This window comes from Bradyrhizobium sp. BR 10261, from assembly GCF_019455395.1.
GTDB classification, from domain to species: domain Bacteria; phylum Pseudomonadota; class Alphaproteobacteria; order Rhizobiales; family Xanthobacteraceae; genus Bradyrhizobium; species Bradyrhizobium manausense.
In genome coordinates this window covers 51,001-67,196 of record NZ_JACOFQ010000019.1, presented here as the reverse complement: position 1 = coordinate 67,196, position 16,196 = coordinate 51,001, and the positions used below count along the sequence as shown (strand labels likewise).

Genomic DNA, 16,196 nt, shown 5'->3' with positions numbered 1-16,196 from the left:
GAAAACAACGAAAGGGAAACGACCATGCGATCATCGACAGCTTTCGGCTCTGCCCTCCTCACCTCCGCGCTGGCGCTGTGCCTTGCTGCGCCCGCCTATGCGCAGTCGAACGAGCCGATCAAGATCGGCGTCATCGCCGAGGTGCAGGCGATCGCCGGTGCTGCGACCCCCGGCGGGGCGCAGATCGCCGCCGACGAGATCAACGCGAAGGGCGGCATTCTCGGCCGCAAGGTCGAGATCGTCACCTATGACAACAAGAGCTCCTCGGCCGACTCGGTGCGCGCGTTCCAGCGCGCGGTGAGCGAGGACAAGGTTTCTGCCGTGATCGCGAGCTACATCTCCGAGGTCGTGCTGGCGCTGGAGCCCTGGGCCGCGCGGCTGAAGATGCCGCTGATCACGCCGGGCGCCGCCTCGAACGAGATCACCAAGGCGATCCATAACGACTACGAGAAGAACAAGTACACCTTCCACGGCTATCTGACCTCGGCCGCGCAGGCCCAGCTCGTCTGCGACGCCGCCAAGGACCTGCTGGTCGACAAGATGCACATGAAGACCGTCGCGATCATGAGCGAGGACGCCGCCTGGACCAAGCCGCTCGACGTCGGCTACGAGGCCTGCCTGCCCAAGGCGGGGCTGAAGGTCGTCGAGCATGTGCGCTTCTCGCCTGACACCACCGACTTCACACCGATCTTCAACAACATCGAAGGCAAGAAGCCTGATGTGATCGTGACAGGCATCTCCCATGTCGGCGTGCAGCCGACGGTGCAGTGGAAGAACCAGCAGGTGCCGGTGCCGATGTTCGGCATCAGCGCGCAGGCGCTGAGCCCGACCTTCTGGAAGGACACCAACGGCGCAGCCGACGGCGTGCCCTCGCTTGCGGTCGCGACGCCCGACGTCGCCGTGACCTCGAAGACCAAGCCGTTCGCGGCCGCGTTCAAGGCCAAGTTCGGCGCGCCGCCGGCCTATACCGGCTACACCGCCTATGACGAGGTCTACATCATCACCGATGCAATCAAGCGCGCGGGATCGACCGACCCGGACAAGATGGTCGCCGAACTCGAGAAGACCGACTACGAAGGCACGATCGGCAAGATTCAGTTCTACGGCAAGGATGACGAATTCACCCATGGCATCAAGTCCGGCGCCGGCTTCATCACCGGTCTGGTCTTCCAGTGGCAGGACGAAAAGCAGGTCGTGGTCTGGCCGGAGAAGATCGCGGAAGGCAAGCTGAAGTTTCCGAACTTCGTGAAGCTGTCGCAGTAACAGGCCTAAACGCCAGATCACATGCGCGATGCCCGGGCCCTCCCGGGCATTTCGTTTTCGACCCTTGAAGCGAACCACGCTTGCAAAATTGTCAGGGTCGATCAAAGTAACGACCGCACGCAGGCCCCTCAAGAATCTGCGGCCATCACGGAGGACGCATGCTTCCCTATGTCGTTCACGACCCTCGCTTCGAGAAGCTGGTCATCGGCCATGTCAATCTCGAAAAGCTCTTCACCGGCTGCCGCTGGGCCGAAGGCCCCGCCTATTTTCCGGCCGGGCGCTACCTGATCTGGTCCGACATTCCGAACAACCGGATGATGCGCTTCGACGAGACCGACGGGTCGGTGTCGGTGTTCCGCTCGCCGAGCTTCAATTCCAACGGCAACACCACCGACCGCCAGGGCCGGCTGGTGAGCTGCGAGCACTTCATGCGGCGCGTCAGCAGGACCGAGCATGACGGCTCGATCACCGTGCTGGCTGACGCGTTCGAGGGCCACCGGCTGAATTCGCCCAACGACGTCGTGGTCAAGTCGGACCATTCGATCTGGTTCTCCGATCCGACCTACGGCATCGACAGCGACTATGAGGGGCAGCAAAGCCCGTCCGAGATCGGCGCCTCCAACGTCTATCGGATCGATGCCAACACCGGCGCCATCACGCGCGTCGTGTCCGACCGGGTGCAGCCGAATGGCCTCGCCTTCTCGCCGGACGAGACCCGGCTCTACGTCGCCGACACCGGCGCGACGCATGTGCGCGGATTGCCGCCGACGATCTGGTCGTATGAAGTCAGGGGGCAGACGGTCGGCGAAGCCTCGCTGTTCGCGACCTGCCCGGACGGGCTCTATGACGGTTTCCGCGTCGACATCCATGGCAACATCTGGACCTCGGCGGGCCGCAGCGTGTTCTGCTACGCGCCTGACGGGACCCACATCGGCACGGTCCCGATCGGCGAGATCGTCGCCAATGTCTGCTTTGGCGGCCCGCGCCGCAACCGCCTCTATATCTGCGGACAGACCTCGCTGTATTCGATTTATCTCAACACGCGAGCGGCGGTGTAGGGCGTGCGAGGCTACACAGCCTCGCTCGCTGCATATTGCTCGCGTGGGGCTGCCTGATACTGGCCGGCGTGCGACACGCTCGATCGCGCCTCGATGTGGTCTGCGACAAACTCTGCATCACGCCCGATGCCGACGAACCGGCCCGAGCCCCAGGTGTAAAGCCAGGGCAGGCCGATCACATAGGCGCCGTCGACCGACGTGACGCCCCGCTTGTGGGTTGGATAACCGGTGCCGTCGAACATCGGCAGGTCGACCCAGGACCAGTCGGAGCGGAAGCCGGTCGTCCAGATGATGCTGGTGATGCCGCTCGCTGCGAGATCGAGCTCCTTGGGCACCGCGGTGGGAGTCCACACCGGCTCGTAGTGAGGCGTCTCGGGCGCGGCGATCCTGTTCCTTGCGATGTGCTCGTCGATCATCCGGCAGATGCCGTTATAGACCCGGTCGGCATTGTCGAGATTGACCTGGAGATCATCGCCAAGCTGCAGGCGCGTTCCACGACCGTCCTTGAGGCGACCGTAGAGCTTCATGCCCTCGAGCGCGAATTTGCGCAGATCGATGTCACGGCCGCCGTCCCGTCCGGTCAGGTAATGGTTGGCGTTCTTGCGGACCCCCTCTTTCAACGAATGCTTGTCGACCGGCAGGTCGTACTGGCCGAGATCGTCGAGCCAGTCGACGGCGTCGCGGCCGCGATAGAAACGCGGGCACCGCGGCGCGCTGCCGACGGCGAGATGCACCTTGCGGCCGGCCAGGTGCAGATCCTCCGCGATCTGGCAGCCCGATTGCCCGCTTCCCACCACGAGGATCTCGCCCGGCGGCAGCTGATCCGGATTGCGGTAGGCAGAGGAGTGGAGCTGCATGATCGAGCCATCGAGCCGGTCGGCAAACGGCAGCACTTTTGGAACGTGATAGCCGCTGACGGCCAGCACGACGCTGTCAGCAGCGATCTCACCTGCGGTGGTCTCGAGCATGAAGCCGTGGCCGGATTGCCGCAGGCGCGTCACGGCGACGCCCTCGCGGACTGGCGCATCGATGTGCCTGGCGAAATCCTCGATGTATCTGACGATCTCGTCGCGCAGCATGAAGCCGTGCGGATCGCTGCCGGCATAGGGAAATCCCGGCAGCTTGCATTGCCAGTTCGGCGTCACCAGGCAAAACGCGTCCCACCGCTGCGTCTTCCAGGAATGCGCGATCGTGTTTTTCTCCAGCACAATATGCGCGATGCCATGCGCCTTGAGCTGCGCGCTCATCGCCAGGCCGGCCTGGCCGCCGCCGATCACGACGACCGGATAGTGGGTGTGAAGGTCGGACATGATCAGCTCCTGCTAGTCTTCAAACGAGACGATGGTGACGGAAGCGCCGGGCGTAGCCTCGAACTGTGCGGCCGCCGTCTCGATCCGGGCGAGCTGACCGAGGGCACGCGAGCAGAGGAAGCCGTACTTCTCGCGGACGCGCTCGGCCGCGATCGTCAGCGCGATGCGGCTGCGCTCGCGGAAATCGTCGAGCGCGTAGGTCGTGCCGGCGACAAAATGGTCCTTGATGACGAATGAGGGCGAATAGCAGGCCTCGATCCGCTCATCGGGCCAGCGCACGTGAAAGTGCATCTCAGGCATGTTGCACCTCCCGCATGTCCTGATAGGTCGCCATATGGGCCTTGGCGGTGCGGCGCCAGTCATGAAGCCGGGCGACCCTGGCGCCATTCGCAATCAGGCGCGAGCGCAGCGGCTCAGCGAGCGCGCTGAGGGCGGCATCCGCGATCGAGCCGGGATGATGCGGATCGCACCAGGCAACATCGTCCGCGCCGAGATATTCCGTGAACGGCGCGAGATGCGAGACCACCGCGGGCACGTCACTCGCCATCGCCTCCAGCACCGCCAGGCCAAAGCCTTCGCGCAACGACGGGAACAGCAGCACATCGGCCAGACGAAACAGCGATGGCATCTCGGCATCCGCCAGCGGACCGGTTTCGATGACGGTATCAACAGGCAAGCCCGCGCCGCGCAGCCGCGAACTGAACTGCTCTCGATACGCGCCATGATCCAGCAGAGAAGCCCCGCCGGCGATGACGAGCTGCGCGGACCGGTGCACGGCGTGCACCTGGCGGAAGGCCTCAAAAATGCCGAGCGTATTCTTGCGCTGCTCGACGCCGCCGATGGAAAGCAGGATCGGGCCCGCGCGAAGGCCGAGCCGGGCACGCAACACCTCATCGCCAGGAGCGACAGTGGGCGAATAGCGCGCCGTGTCGACACCATTGCCGACCAGCGTCGCCGCGCGTGACATCTCCGCCTGCAGTTGCGCCTGCCAGAAACGGCTGACGACGAACAGGCCGTCGGCGTGGACGATCGAGCGACGGTCGAGCTCGCTGAGCCGCTCGTCGGCGAATGCATCGATGTGATGAACGGTGCGGACATAGCGCTGGATCAGGCCGCGCTGTTTCAGCGTCGCGAGCGCATTGCCGGAAATGCCGTCCTGGGCGTGGAAGACGTCGAACTGGCGATGCGCTGGATCCTCAAAATATTTGACATAGTCGGCGATACGCGCCTCGACCATCGCGACGACGTCGCCCGAGACTGATGATGCCGGCACCGAGCGCGTCGCGGCGACGCTGCGGCGGAAGAAGCCTTTGCCTGTCGGGTCCGGCGCATGCGCGACCGGCCTATGTCCGAGGTCCGCAAGGGCGTCCGCCAGCGCGAGCGCATGCACCACGCCACCTCTTGGATTGGTGGAGTGCGCGAGGATCGCGATACGAAGCCGGGGCAAGTCGCCGCTCATGCCACGCTCCGCTGCTGATGGCTCTGGCCTGGCGCACAGCCGATCAGTGGCTGCGCCGCAAAATCCCAGACCGTCGCACGAGCGGAACCGGCGCTGATATCGACTGATGTCCCGGCGCTGACCTCTCCGATCGCGGCGGCCGCGATGCCGCGCCGCTGGAAGCGCGACAGGATCTCGTCGACGTCTGCGGGCCTGGCCGACAGGAGATAGCCGAAGCTCGGGAACGTCAGCAGCCAGCGCTCGAGCGGCACGCTCGCGGGAATCGGAATCGCCTCGATGTCCAGCGTGATGGCGACCTGCGAGCACTCGGCCAGCATCGCCGCGGTCCCGACGATGCCGCCCTGGCTGATGTCCTTGGCGGCAAGCGCGAGCCCCGCCTCGGCAATCGACGGCAGGATCTCCAGATCGCCGCGCAACCGCTCCGCCGGCGCGTCGGTCGCCGCCTCCCAATTGGCGAACGGCTCGCGGTAACGGCCGCGCAGATCGATCGCAGCGATGAGCCTGTCGCCGGGCCTGGCGTCGAAGCTGGTGAGAAGCCGCTTGGCGCGGCCGAGGATCGCGACGGCGAACTGGCTCTGGCTGCTGCGCACATTGGTATGCCCGCCGATGACGGGCACGCCGAATGTCTTCGCCGCAGCTTTCAATCCTTCCAGAATCGGCGCGGCCTTGTCCGCACCATTGGACCAGACCGCGTTCACAAGTGCGGTGGGTCGTCCACCCATCGCGGCGACATCGGAGATGTTGACCATGGCGCCGCACCAGCCGGCGAACCAGGGATCGGCAGCGACGAATTCGTTCATGAAACCTTCGATGGCGAACAGGGTGTAGCCGTCACCCTCCGGGATCGCCGCGCAATCGTCCCCCACCGCGATGGCGTCGCTGCCCGACAGGTCGAGCGCAGCGGCAACCGCCGCGATGTCAGCCTTGGCGGCGATGCCGCGGCTATTGCGGAGCGTTTCGGCGAGGCTTGCGAGCGCGGCGTCCGTCAGCATGATCAGGCCGCCAGCTTTGCCAGTGAGAGGAAGCCGGTCTCGGGCGTGCGGAATGGCGGGTAATGGTCGAGGTCGGCCTCCATGCGATGGTGCGGCCGGCCATGGAGCTCGAACTCGCCCAGGGAGTGCCAATGCATGTGCTGGAACAGCAGCGCGTTCTGACTTTGCACATTGGCGAGGAAACGCCGGCAACCGCGCGCATGGGCGGAGGATACCGCAAGCCGGATCAGGCCGGCACCGACTGCGCTGAGACGCCGATAGCTCTTCGCAACGGCAAGGCGGGAGCCCCACCACACATCCGCCTCGTGCTCATCGGCGTGAATGCGCACGGTGCCGACGACCTCGTCCTCGGCGACGCCGAGCAGCGACACGGCCACGAGCGGAATGGCTGAAACGTCGATCGCATCGCGATCATCGCCCGCAAACACGCCCTGCTCGTCGCAGAACACCTTGCGACGCAAGGCTGCGGCCGCGTTGCGCTCCCAGGCTTCGGTTGCGAACTTCACCTGGAATTCCGGTGCAACGAACGGCTTGAACGGCTCGAACATCATGCGCTTGCTCCGCGTTCATAGGTGGACAGGGCCGAGCAGGCGCCGCATTTGCCGCAGCCTGCCTTGATGTCGGTGGCGCGCAGACCGCCGGCGCGCAGCATCTCGGCGAGCGGACGCAGGATGTCATGCATGAATGCCGCGGACGGCGTCGGATGGCTCTCCAGCGGCGTACCGGCGATCGGCACGAACGGCACGACGAAGGGATAGACGCCGAGATCGATCAGCCGGCGCGACAGCGCGAGAATTTCGGACGGCTCGTCGCCAAGTCCCGCGAGGATGTAAGTCGAGACCTGACCGCGGCCGAATACCGGAACGGCCGCGGCAAACGCGTCCATGTATTGCGCGACCTGGACCTGCGCCTTGCCCGGCATGATCCTTTGCCGCACGGCGGGCCCGATCACCTCCAGATGCATGCCGAGCGCGTCGACGCCGGAACTCTTCATGCGCTCGAACCAGGCAAAATCATCCGGCGGCTCGCATTGCGCCTGGATTGGCAGGTCGACGGCGGCTTTGACGGCCTCTGCACTCTCGGCAAGGATACCGGCACCGCGATCGGACGTGTGCGGCGTGCCCGTCGTCATCACCATGTGCCTGACGCCGTCGAGTTCGACGGCGACCTTGGCGACCTCGGCGAGCTGCGCCGGCGTCTTGCGCTCGACCGTGCGTCCCGCCGCGAGCGACTGGCCGATGGCGCAAAACTGGCAGGTCTTGGTGCGGCTCTGATAGCGGATGCAGGTCTGCAGCACGGTAGTGGCGAGAACGTCGCGGCCGTGCAGGGTCGCGATCTTCCAATAGGGAATGCCGTCCTCGGTGGTGCGGTCGTAGAATTTCGGTCGCAGCGGAAACGAGACGTCGGCCAGCACCACGCCGTCGCGCGAGATGCGGCTGCGCCCGGCCGCGTCCGGGCGCTCGACCAGATAGGGGCTCTCGAAGGCCGGCGCGTTGTGGACCGGGATCATCACTGTGGCGCCGTCGATCGTGAACGGCGTGTGATCCGACGGCCCGGCGCCGCCGCGGCGGCTGGTTCCCCCGGTCTTGGGATCAGCGAGCCGGACCCCGAAGGACTGCAACTCGTTGATCAGCTGCTCGGTCGGCATCGCCATTGGAAGCGCCTTGGGCTGCGGCATCTGCGGTCTCATCTGATTGGTCCTTCGGAATGGGTGCGAGGCGGTTCGGGTGAAAGCCGTGCATCGGACGCGCAGGCGCGTCGTTCAGCACCAGCGACAGCAGCTCGGGCCGGGCGTAGTGGCCGACCGAGTCCATCATCCGCTTGCGCTTGGTGATCAGTGCGAGATCGAGATCGGCGACAAGGATGCCCTCGCCGCTGGTCAGCGGCGGCACCAGATGATTGCCTTCGGGCGAGACGATCGCCGTCATGCAGCCGCCGCGCAGGCCCTTGCGCAGGCCCTCCTCCGGCGAGATTTTCGCGATCTGCTCCTCGGTCAGCCAGCCAGTGGCGTTGACGACGAAGCATCCGCTTTCCAGCGCATGATGCCGGATCGTCACCTCGATCTGGTCGGCGAAGACCTGCCCCACCAGCGAGCCCGGAAACTGGGCCGCGTGAATCTCTTCGTGCTGGGCCATCAGCGCGTAGCGGGCGAGCGGATTGTAGTGCTCCCAGCAGGCCAGCGCGCCGACACGGCCGACCGCGGTCTCGACCACCTTCAGGCCGGCGCCATCGCCCTGCCCCCAGATCATGCGCTCGTGAAACGTCGGCGTGATCTTGCGCCGCTTGAGCAGAAGCGCGCCGTTCGCGTCGAACACGAGTTGAGTATTGTAAAGCGAGCCGTGATCGCGCTCGTTGACCCCGAGCACCACCACCATGCCGTAGCGTTTGGCCGCCTGCGCAACGGCATCCGTCACCGGACCAGGAACGACGACGGCGTTGTCATAGAGCTGGATGTGCTCGGCGCCGCTGAGGACCGGCGGACGGACAAAGGAGAAATACGGGTACCAGGGAACGAACGTCTCCGGAAAAACGGCGAACTGGACGCCCTTGCCCGCCGCCTCCGCGATGGCCGCCAGGATCCGGTCGACCGTTCCGGTCGGCGTGTCCAGATCCGGCGCGATTTGAATCGCGCCAGCCCTGACCGTGCGTTTCGCTGTCACTGTATCCTCCCTCGTCCGTCGCGTGGGCCGACCGAGGTCAGACGGTCCAGGTGTGGATCATGAACGCGTCGTCCCTGCGGTGAAGCAGGATGAGGTCGAGCACATCGAGCGGGTTGATCGGCCGGATGCCCGGAATCAGCGACGGCTCGCCATGGCCGTAGAGCGCCTGCAGCGCGAACCGGCAGGCATAGACCTTGCCGCCTTCGTCCATGAATTTCGCGAGCTGGTTGTTGAAGTTCTGCGCGCCGGGGAAGGCCTCGTCGCCGATCTTCGGAAAGCCGCGCTGAATGCCGAGCGTGACACCGGGACCGTAAAGCAGAACCGAGGTCTCAAAGCCCTTCCGCTTCAGGCGCAGCGCCTGCAGAATATTGACGAGGCCGATCGAGCCTTCGAACGCGACGGTGTGGAAGGTGACCAGCGCCTTCTCACCCGGCTTTGCTTTGACGTCCTCGAAAACCTTCTCTTCGTAGTCGACAAGAAAGTCGCCCTTCTGACGCGCGGGCATGTTCACTGCTGGCATAGACACCTCCTGTTCACGTCCGGCCCTCCCGGATCGAGATCAGGTTTTGCAATCAATGTGCCAAGCAGCGTTCTGCACTACAAATCATCAAACCATACAATATGCATTCATTTGTACATTCAATGTTGAATGGAGACCTGACTGGATTTGGTTATGTTCGCGTGACGATCGTAAAATACTGCCTGAAAAATACTGGGCAGCGCGCTCGATCTATGTGCAACGCGCTCAACCGGCACGCCTCGCCAAGGCGATCAAAAAGGCGCAATACAATTGCCTCGACGCTTGCAACAATATACAGTCAATTCTACTGACGTAATTGACCGGAACCGAGCAATGGCCGACTGGCGCCCCGATCTCTCGAACAGCGACAAGCCGCGCTATCTCGCCATCGCCGACGCGATTGCCGACGACATCGCGGCCGGACGGCTGGTGATCGGCGACCGCCTGCCGCCACAGCGGAAACTGGCCAAGCGTCTCGACGTCGATTTCACCACCGTCGCGCGAGGCTATGTCGAGGCGCAGAAGCGCGGGCTGATTGAATCCAAGGTCGGACAGGGAACCTTCGTTCGCGACAAGCCGCGGCCGCGACGTTCGACGACAAGCTTTCCGCCCCGCCCCGTCGACCTCTCGATGAACCTGCCGCCCGAGCCTGACGATCCTGAATTGATCGAGCGCATGCAGGCCGGCGCCGAACATGTGCTGCGCGACATCGCATCGCTGCTGCGCTACCAGGGCTTTGGCGGCACACAAGCCGACAAGGACGCCGCCTCGAGCTGGCTCGGCCGCCGCGCGCTGGTGCCGGCACAAAACCGTATTTTCGTCTCGCCGGGCGCCCATCCGGCGCTGCTCGGCATCCTCTCGATCCTGGCAAAGGCAGGCGAGGTGGTGCTGTGCGAGGCGATCACCTATCCCGGCATCAGGTCGATCGCCGCGCAGCTCGGCATCACCCTCGTCGGCCTGCCGATGGATCAGGATGGCATCGAGCCGCAGGCGTTGACCGATGCCTGCAAGAAGCTGAAGCCGAGGGCTATCTACCTGAATCCGACGCTGCAGAATCCGACGGCGCTGACCATTCCGGACTCGCGACGGCGCGAGATCGTCGCGATCGCCCGCCGCTTCAAGCTACCTGTTATCGAGGACGACGCCTATGGCTTCATTCCCGAGCATGGCCACGGCCACGCGCCCTTTGCCGCCATCGCGCCCGATCTGACCTGGCACGTCGCGGGACTGGCCAAGTGCATCGGAGCGGGCTTGCGCGCCGCCTATGTCGTCGTGCCCGATACGCGCTCGGCCTGGCCGTTCGCCTCGGCGCTGCGGTCGGCGACGGTGATGGCATCCCCCCTCACCGTGGCGATCGCGACGCGCTGGATCGAAGACGGCACTGCGGACACGATGTTGCGCTTCATCCGCGCCGAGACATCGGCGCGGCAGAAGCTCGCCGCCGAGATCCTGCCCAAGGGGTCCTATCGCGGCGATCCCCTCAGCTTCAACCTCTGGGTCGAGCTGCCGACGCCCTGGAGGCGCTCGGCTTTCGTGGAGCATATGCGGCAAACCGGCATCGGCGTGGTCGCAAGCGACGCCTTTGTCGTGGCCGATCCACCGCCCGAGGCCGTGAGAATATGCATCGGCGGCCCGTCAACGCGAACGCAGATCAGGGGCGCGCTCGAATACGCCGCTCACGCGCTGGCCGAAACGCCGGCCCTGGCCTCGCCGTTTCTCTGATGCTGCGGTGTCAGCTCGTGACACGCTCACCGCGGCCGTAGACCAACAGCATGAAGATGATGACGAGGCCGTAGATCACCTGGCGGCCGGCCTCGGGCATGTCCATGATCGAGAGCACGCTGTTGAGCAGCACGATCAGCACGACGCCGATCAGCGTGCCGAGATAGCGGCCGCGGCCGCCGAGGATGTTGGTGCCGCCGATCACCACCGCCGCGATCGACGGCAGCAGATAGGCATCTCCCATGCCCTGATAGGCCTTGGTGGAGTAGCCGGCGAGCAGGACGCCGGCGAGCGCGGCGGCGAGACCGCAAAGCACGAAGCAGATCACCGTGACGCGGCGGGTGTCGACGCCGGCGAGATACGCGGCCGCCTCCTTGTTGCCGATGGCGTAGACGTAACGTCCGAGCGCCGTGCGCTGGAGGATGATCGTGACGATCACAGATACTGCGGCCCAGACGAACAGGGCATTGGGAATGCCGAGCGTGCGCTCGCCGGCCAGCATCCGCATCAGGTCTGTCGCAGCCGTCTGTGGCGCGTAGCCGCCGGTATGCGCGACCATCAGGCCGCGCATCACCGCGTTGACGCCGAGGGTGAAGATCATCGAGGGCACGCGCAGATACGCGACCCCGATGCCGTTGATGAGACCGACCACGAGGCCGACGCCGAGCCCGACCGGAATGGCGAGCGGCCCGCCGATCGATGTCGCCATCATCGCAGCCGCGGCGAGCGTCCACGGCACCGACAGGTCGATCTGCGCGATCAGGATCACCATCATCATGCCGGCGGCAACAATGCCGAGGAAGGCGCCGATCTGGAGTTGCTGCAGCAAATAGGTCGGCGACAACAGCGGCGCGCTGCCGAAACGGGCAAAGGTATAGACCGTGCCGGCGACCAGGATGACGAGGATGAACAGCGCCGCGATCAGGATCGGGCGGTCGTCGCGGGAGAGTCCGAGGGACGCGGTCGTCATCGAAACAGCTCCAGCGTATTCTTGACGCGCAGCACGCCGAGCGCGCCGATGCAGACCGCCCCCAGCAGGATCAGGCCCTCGAACAGCGGCTGCAACAGCGGCGCGATGTCGAAGATGCGGAAGAAGAACGAGATGACGCGCAGCACCATGGCGCCGAAAATCGAGCCGATGGCGCTGCCGGTGCCCCCTAACAGCGAGGTGCCGCCAATGACGACGGAGGCGATCGAGTTGAGCGTATAGGCGCCGGCTTGCGGAATGTCGGCATTGCCGGAAGAGGTCTGGATGGCGAGGAACAGGCCGCCACAGCCGGCAAAGAAGCCGGCGAGCGTGAAGGCCGCGATCTTGGCGCGATCGATCGGCAGGCCGGACATGTAGGCGGCGCCCTCGGCCGAGCCGACCGCATAGACAGCGCGGCCGAGCACGGAGCGGCGGAACGGCACCCAGACCAGAAGCGCAATCAGGATCAGCAGCACGAACGGCACCGGGATCCAGGCCAAAGGGGCGAACCACGCCGCTGCGCCATCGCCAAAGATATGGACGGTCGCGGCGAAATCGCCGAGCGAGTTGGTCAGCGCCCAGTTGAGATCCTCATCGATCTTGCCGCCCGGCGTCGGCCGCAGGAACAGCGCGATGCCGATATAGACCGCGCCGGTCGCGAGCGTCGCGATGATCGGCTGGATGCGCCCATAGACGACGATGCAGCCGTTGATGAAGCCGGCCAGCGCGCCGGTCGCAAGACAGACGACGATCCCGAGCAGGATGCCGCTCACCCCGCCGGGAAAAGTGCCGAGGCCGAGATGCAGGCCGAAAATGTCGAGATGCAGCGGCGTGCCGCCCGCCGCCCCCGTCAGCAAGTAGCTCGCAAAACACCCCACCATGGTCATGACGGCGCCCACGGAGAGATCCAGCCCCGACGCCAGCACCGGCACGGTCTGGGCCATCGCCAGCATGGCGAGCGCAAAGATCTCGTCGCCGTTCTGCACCAGAACCGCCGACGAGAAGCCCTTGGGGTGCGCGAGATTGTAGAGCAGATACAGGATGGTGAACAACAGGACGGCGGTGACGATGCCGATGTTCTGGCGGGCCCTGATGGCGATATCGTCAAGCATGGGTGGCTCCGGCAGCGTCCGGCGCCGCGGCGTCGATGTTCAGCGCGCTCGCGATGATGTTGGTCTCGGTGAGCTCGTCAGCTTCGAGCTCGCGCACGATGCGCCCGTCATACATGATCGCCACCCGGTCGCAGCAGCCGATGAGCTCGTCATAGTCGGTCGAGTAGAACAGGATGGCGGCGCCCTGGTCGGCGAGCTCGCGCATCAGCCGGTAAAGCTCCTGCTTGGTGCCGACGTCGATGCCGCGCGTGGGATCGTTGAGCAGGATGAGCTTTGGCTCGGTCATCAGCCATTTGGCGAGAACGACTTTCTGCTGGTTGCCGCCTGACAGCGTGGAGACCGCATCGCCCGGCGCGCCGATCTTGATCTGCAGGCGCGCGATGGCGCGCTTGATCATGTCGCTCTCGCGCGCGCGGTCGACCAAGGGGCCGGTCGAGATCGCATCGAGCGAGGCGATCACCAGATTGTCCGCGATCGACATCGGCAGCATCAGGCCCTCGGTCTTGCGATCCTCCGGCACCAGCGCGATGCCGACCGACTTCGCCGCCGCCGGAGAACCCGGCCGCACCTCGCGGCCTTCGACGGTAACCTGCCCGGTGACGCCGCGCAGCACGCCGAACAGCGCCAGCAGCAGGGATTTCTGGCCCTGGCCATCGAGCCCCCCGAGGCCGACGATCTCGCCGGCGCCGACGCGGAGCGAGATACGATCGAGGCGCCGGTCCCAGCTCAAATTCTCGATATCAAGCACCGGCGGCGGCGATCCGCGCGGCGGCTTCGGCGGATATTGGGTCGCGATATCGCGCCCGATCATGAGCTGAACGATATCAGCGGTCGAACGCTTGCCCTTGTCGAAGGTCTCGATATGGCGGCCGTTACGGAACACGGAGGCGCGGTCGGCCAGCGCCTCGACCTCGTGCATGCGGTGCGAGATGTAGAGAATGGCAACGCCCTCGGCCTTGAGCCGCGCCAGCATGGCGTACACCTTCTCGACGTCGGCGCTGGTGAGGGCCGAGGTGGCCTCATCCAGGATCAAGAGCTGCGGCTTCTTGCCGAGCGCCTTGGCGATCTCCACCACCTGGCGGCGCGACAGCGGCAGGTCACGTACGCGCATCAGGGGATTGACGTCCTCGCAGCCGATCTCGGCCAGCAGCTGTTCGGCACGGCGGCGCTGCGCCCGCGCGTCGATCAGGCCGAAGCGGCGTGGCGGCGATGAGATCGAGATGTTGTCCGCGACCGAGAGATCGGGCATCAGCGACAGCTCCTGGAAGATGCAGACGACGCCGGCGGCATTGGCGGCGGAGGGCGTCGCGAAGCTGACGTCCTGTCCGGCAAGCCGCATGCTGCCGGAATCGGGCTGCACCACACCCGAGATGATCTTGATCAGCGTCGACTTGCCGGCGCCGTTCTCGCCGAGCACCGCATGGATCTTGCCGCGCTCGCAGGCGAAATCGACCCCTTCGAGCGCGCGCACGCCGGCGTACCGCTTGGAGATTCCTGACAGCGTGAGGAAGGCGTGACGGGTCAGAACGGCATCGGACATGGCGGGCTCACGCAGCGGCGGCCCGGCGAAGGCCGGGCCGCAACCGTGACGTCTCCAGCAGGCTCACTGGGTATTCTTTTCGCTCTGCGACATGATCTCCGGCGCCGTGAAGTTGACGCCACAGGGCGTGAACTGGTTCGGCGCGAAGAAGTTTGCATTCAGCTCCGGCCAGTAGTTCTCGCCGGGCTTGAGGTCCTTGTAGGTCGCGACCGGAATCGGGATCGAGATCAGCTGCGGCATGACATTGCCCTGCAGCGCCGAGATCGCCGCCTTGGTGGCAATCGCGACCAGCGCCGGCGACTGGCCGTAGGACATGCCCTTGAGCCCGTCCTTGGCGTGATCGGCGATCTGCTTGCGGAACTCGTTCTCACCCTCGCCCGACATCGGCACGAAGGGGTGCTTGGCCGCCATCATCGCCTGCACGGTGCCGTCGGAGCCGCCTTGCGTGAACACGCCGTCGAAATGGCCGTGCACCGCGAGCGCATCCGCCGTCACCTTCTGCGAGGTGCCGGTGTCCCAATTGCCGACCACTTCGGTGATCTTGAAGCTGTTGCCCGGCGCCTCCATCACCTCGCGGAAGCCGAGATGGCGGTCGCGGTCGACCGAATTGCCCGGCAGGCCGCGCACTTCGAGAATGTCGCCGCTCTTCTTGCCGCTCTCATCGATCAGCCATTTCGCCGACATGCGGCCCATTTCCTTCTGGTCCTCGTTGACCATCATCACCTTGTCGGTGTCGAGGACGTTGTCGAAGGGCACCACGACCACGTTGTTCTTGTCGGCGAGGCGAATGATGCGGTCGAAGCCGTCAGGGGCGACCGCGATGGTGACGATGGCGTCAAAGCCCTGATTGATGAAGTCCTCCATCGCGCCGAGTTGCGCTGCAACATCGGTGCCGGTCGAGACCACCTTGAACTCCTTGATGTTCTCCTTGATGCCCGGCTGCGCGGCGAAGGCCTTTGCGGTCTTCACCATCTGGATGCGCCAGGTGTTGCCGACGAAGCCGTTGACGAGGGCGATCTTGTAGGGACCGGGCTTCTTGTCCCACTGGAAGAACTTGGTCTCCGATGACCAGGGCTTGAAACATCCGGGATCAGCGCCCGGACCGGATACGACCTTGGGCCCTGCGAGGGCGCTGACGGAGGACAGCAACAGGCCAACGCAGGCGAGCCCCGTAAAACGAAGCGTCCAAACCATATCTCTTCTCCTGAGCTTTTGTTTCCACCCATAATGCGGCGCAATGCCAAGCCGGGAATTGGGCTTCCCGTGCAATTTACCGCGCTAGGATGCCACGCAACCTCCGAGGCGCACAAGCCGAATGCCGGTCATCGGCCCTGCCCTGCTGCGAACGCGTGATGCAATGCCATCGCATCGGCGGGAGACGATGTCGCGTCGCGGCGAAGCTGAAAACCCGCGCGTGACAAGCGGATGTTTGCTCCCCCTGATGCAGCGCAATCGAATGATTGCGAACCAAAGAACGGCGCAACGCAAAAAGAATGAGACTCAGGGAAAAATGCCGCGCGATCATGCATCCGAATTGCCTAGAGCGGAGCATGTTGACTTTGGCAGACGCCCTCCAAATACTCGCCAGAAAAT

Annotated in this window: 15 protein-coding genes; 3 read left to right on the top strand and 12 right to left on the bottom strand. The window is 65.0% G+C overall.

Features of this window, described 5'->3' with window-relative positions; translation table 11 throughout:
• Positions 1–24: 24 nt before the first annotated feature.
• Both HYH07_RS22110 and HYH07_RS22105 read left to right on the top strand, forming a co-directional pair.
• Positions 25–1,263: an ABC transporter substrate-binding protein gene (locus HYH07_RS22110; protein WP_220004481.1), complete on the top strand. Its 1,239-nt coding sequence runs from the start codon at positions 25–27 to the stop codon at positions 1,261–1,263.
• A 158-nt stretch (positions 1,264–1,421) separates the two neighbouring features.
• Positions 1,422–2,321 carry an SMP-30/gluconolactonase/LRE family protein gene (locus tag HYH07_RS22105; RefSeq protein ID WP_220004480.1) on the top strand — a complete coding sequence of 300 codons (900 nt, stop codon included), beginning with the start codon at positions 1,422–1,424 and terminating at the stop codon, positions 2,319–2,321.
• Positions 2,322–2,332: 11 nt separating this feature from the next.
• Here the strand turns inward: HYH07_RS22105 and HYH07_RS22100 are convergent, their stop codons facing one another.
• The 8 genes from HYH07_RS22100 to HYH07_RS22065 are packed head-to-tail and all read right to left on the bottom strand — an operon-like array spanning position 2,333 to position 9,262.
• The gene (locus HYH07_RS22100) at positions 2,333–3,631 is read right to left on the bottom strand and encodes an MSMEG_0569 family flavin-dependent oxidoreductase (protein WP_220004479.1); all 1,299 of its coding nucleotides are present in this window, start codon (positions 3,629–3,631) and stop codon (positions 2,333–2,335) included.
• 12 nt (positions 3,632–3,643) lie between these two features.
• A complete protein-coding gene (locus tag HYH07_RS22095; protein ID WP_220004478.1) occupies positions 3,644–3,931 on the bottom strand; it encodes an MSMEG_0570 family nitrogen starvation response protein in 288 nt (95 codons plus the stop codon).
• Positions 3,924–5,090, bottom strand: a complete 1,167-nt coding sequence (locus tag HYH07_RS22090) for an MSMEG_0565 family glycosyltransferase (protein WP_220004477.1) — start codon at positions 5,088–5,090, stop codon at positions 3,924–3,926. The genes HYH07_RS22095 and HYH07_RS22090 overlap by 8 nt, the downstream gene beginning before the upstream one ends.
• Positions 5,087–6,082 carry a sll0787 family AIR synthase-like protein gene (locus HYH07_RS22085; RefSeq protein ID WP_220004476.1) on the bottom strand — a complete coding sequence of 332 codons (996 nt, stop codon included), beginning with the start codon at positions 6,080–6,082 and terminating at the stop codon, positions 5,087–5,089. The genes HYH07_RS22090 and HYH07_RS22085 overlap by 4 nt, the downstream gene beginning before the upstream one ends.
• A 2-nt stretch (positions 6,083–6,084) precedes the next feature.
• Entirely contained in the window at positions 6,085–6,633 is a 549-nt protein-coding gene (locus HYH07_RS22080; RefSeq protein WP_220004475.1) for an MSMEG_0567/Sll0786 family nitrogen starvation N-acetyltransferase, read from the bottom strand.
• Positions 6,630–7,760: an MSMEG_0568 family radical SAM protein gene (locus HYH07_RS22075; RefSeq protein WP_220004474.1), complete on the bottom strand. Its 1,131-nt coding sequence runs from the start codon at positions 7,758–7,760 to the stop codon at positions 6,630–6,632. The genes HYH07_RS22080 and HYH07_RS22075 overlap by 4 nt, the downstream gene beginning before the upstream one ends.
• Positions 7,675–8,742, bottom strand: a complete 1,068-nt coding sequence (locus HYH07_RS22070; protein ID WP_220004473.1) for a Nit6803 family nitrilase — start codon at positions 8,740–8,742, stop codon at positions 7,675–7,677. Before HYH07_RS22070 ends, HYH07_RS22075 begins: the two co-directional genes overlap by 86 nt.
• Before the next feature lie 37 nt (positions 8,743–8,779).
• Positions 8,780–9,262 carry an MSMEG_0572/Sll0783 family nitrogen starvation response protein gene (locus tag HYH07_RS22065; protein ID WP_027526573.1) on the bottom strand — a complete coding sequence of 161 codons (483 nt, stop codon included), beginning with the start codon at positions 9,260–9,262 and terminating at the stop codon, positions 8,780–8,782.
• A gap of 333 nt (positions 9,263–9,595) precedes the next feature.
• On the opposite strand from HYH07_RS22065, the gene HYH07_RS22060 reads away from it, so the two are divergent.
• Complete coding sequence (locus tag HYH07_RS22060) at positions 9,596–10,984, top strand: PLP-dependent aminotransferase family protein (RefSeq protein WP_220004472.1); 1,389 nt, start codon at positions 9,596–9,598, stop codon at positions 10,982–10,984.
• 10 nt (positions 10,985–10,994) lie between these two features.
• On the opposite strand, the gene HYH07_RS22055 is transcribed toward HYH07_RS22060, so the two are convergent.
• The 4 genes from HYH07_RS22055 to HYH07_RS22040 form a co-directional block, all read right to left on the bottom strand.
• Positions 10,995–11,954 (bottom strand): ABC transporter permease, encoded by a 960-nt coding sequence (locus HYH07_RS22055; protein WP_220004471.1) that lies wholly within the window; start codon positions 11,952–11,954, stop codon positions 10,995–10,997.
• Entirely contained in the window at positions 11,951–13,063 is a 1,113-nt protein-coding gene (locus HYH07_RS22050) for an ABC transporter permease (protein WP_220004470.1), read from the bottom strand. Before HYH07_RS22050 ends, HYH07_RS22055 begins: the two co-directional genes overlap by 4 nt.
• Positions 13,056–14,603, bottom strand: coding sequence for a sugar ABC transporter ATP-binding protein (locus tag HYH07_RS22045; RefSeq protein WP_220004469.1), 1,548 nt, complete (start codon positions 14,601–14,603; stop codon positions 13,056–13,058). The genes HYH07_RS22050 and HYH07_RS22045 overlap by 8 nt, the downstream gene beginning before the upstream one ends.
• Before the next feature lie 63 nt (positions 14,604–14,666).
• A complete protein-coding gene (locus HYH07_RS22040; RefSeq protein WP_057750525.1) occupies positions 14,667–15,797 on the bottom strand; it encodes a sugar ABC transporter substrate-binding protein in 1,131 nt (376 codons plus the stop codon).
• Positions 15,798–16,196: the final 399 nt, after the last annotated feature.

Coding starts and splice junctions, on each gene's coding strand:
- HYH07_RS22080 (WP_220004475.1), bottom strand. CDS start 6,633: ATGATGTTCGAGCCGTTCAAGCCGTTCGTTGCACCGGAATTCCAGGTG.
- HYH07_RS22085 (WP_220004476.1), bottom strand. CDS start 6,082: ATGCTGACGGACGCCGCGCTCGCAAGCCTCGCCGAAACGCTCCGCAAT.
- HYH07_RS22100 (WP_220004479.1), bottom strand. CDS start 3,631: ATGTCCGACCTTCACACCCACTATCCGGTCGTCGTGATCGGCGGCGGC.
- HYH07_RS22060 (WP_220004472.1), top strand. CDS start 9,596: ATGGCCGACTGGCGCCCCGATCTCTCGAACAGCGACAAGCCGCGCTAT.
- HYH07_RS22045 (WP_220004469.1), bottom strand. CDS start 14,603: ATGTCCGATGCCGTTCTGACCCGTCACGCCTTCCTCACGCTGTCAGGA.
- HYH07_RS22095 (WP_220004478.1), bottom strand. CDS start 3,931: ATGCCTGAGATGCACTTTCACGTGCGCTGGCCCGATGAGCGGATCGAG.
- HYH07_RS22110 (WP_220004481.1), top strand. CDS start 25: ATGCGATCATCGACAGCTTTCGGCTCTGCCCTCCTCACCTCCGCGCTG.
- HYH07_RS22065 (WP_027526573.1), bottom strand. CDS start 9,262: ATGCCAGCAGTGAACATGCCCGCGCGTCAGAAGGGCGACTTTCTTGTC.
- HYH07_RS22105 (WP_220004480.1), top strand. CDS start 1,422: ATGCTTCCCTATGTCGTTCACGACCCTCGCTTCGAGAAGCTGGTCATC.
- HYH07_RS22050 (WP_220004470.1), bottom strand. CDS start 13,063: ATGCTTGACGATATCGCCATCAGGGCCCGCCAGAACATCGGCATCGTC.
- HYH07_RS22075 (WP_220004474.1), bottom strand. CDS start 7,760: ATGCCGCAGCCCAAGGCGCTTCCAATGGCGATGCCGACCGAGCAGCTG.
- HYH07_RS22055 (WP_220004471.1), bottom strand. CDS start 11,954: ATGACGACCGCGTCCCTCGGACTCTCCCGCGACGACCGCCCGATCCTG.
- HYH07_RS22040 (WP_057750525.1), bottom strand. CDS start 15,797: ATGGTTTGGACGCTTCGTTTTACGGGGCTCGCCTGCGTTGGCCTGTTG.
- HYH07_RS22090 (WP_220004477.1), bottom strand. CDS start 5,090: ATGAGCGGCGACTTGCCCCGGCTTCGTATCGCGATCCTCGCGCACTCC.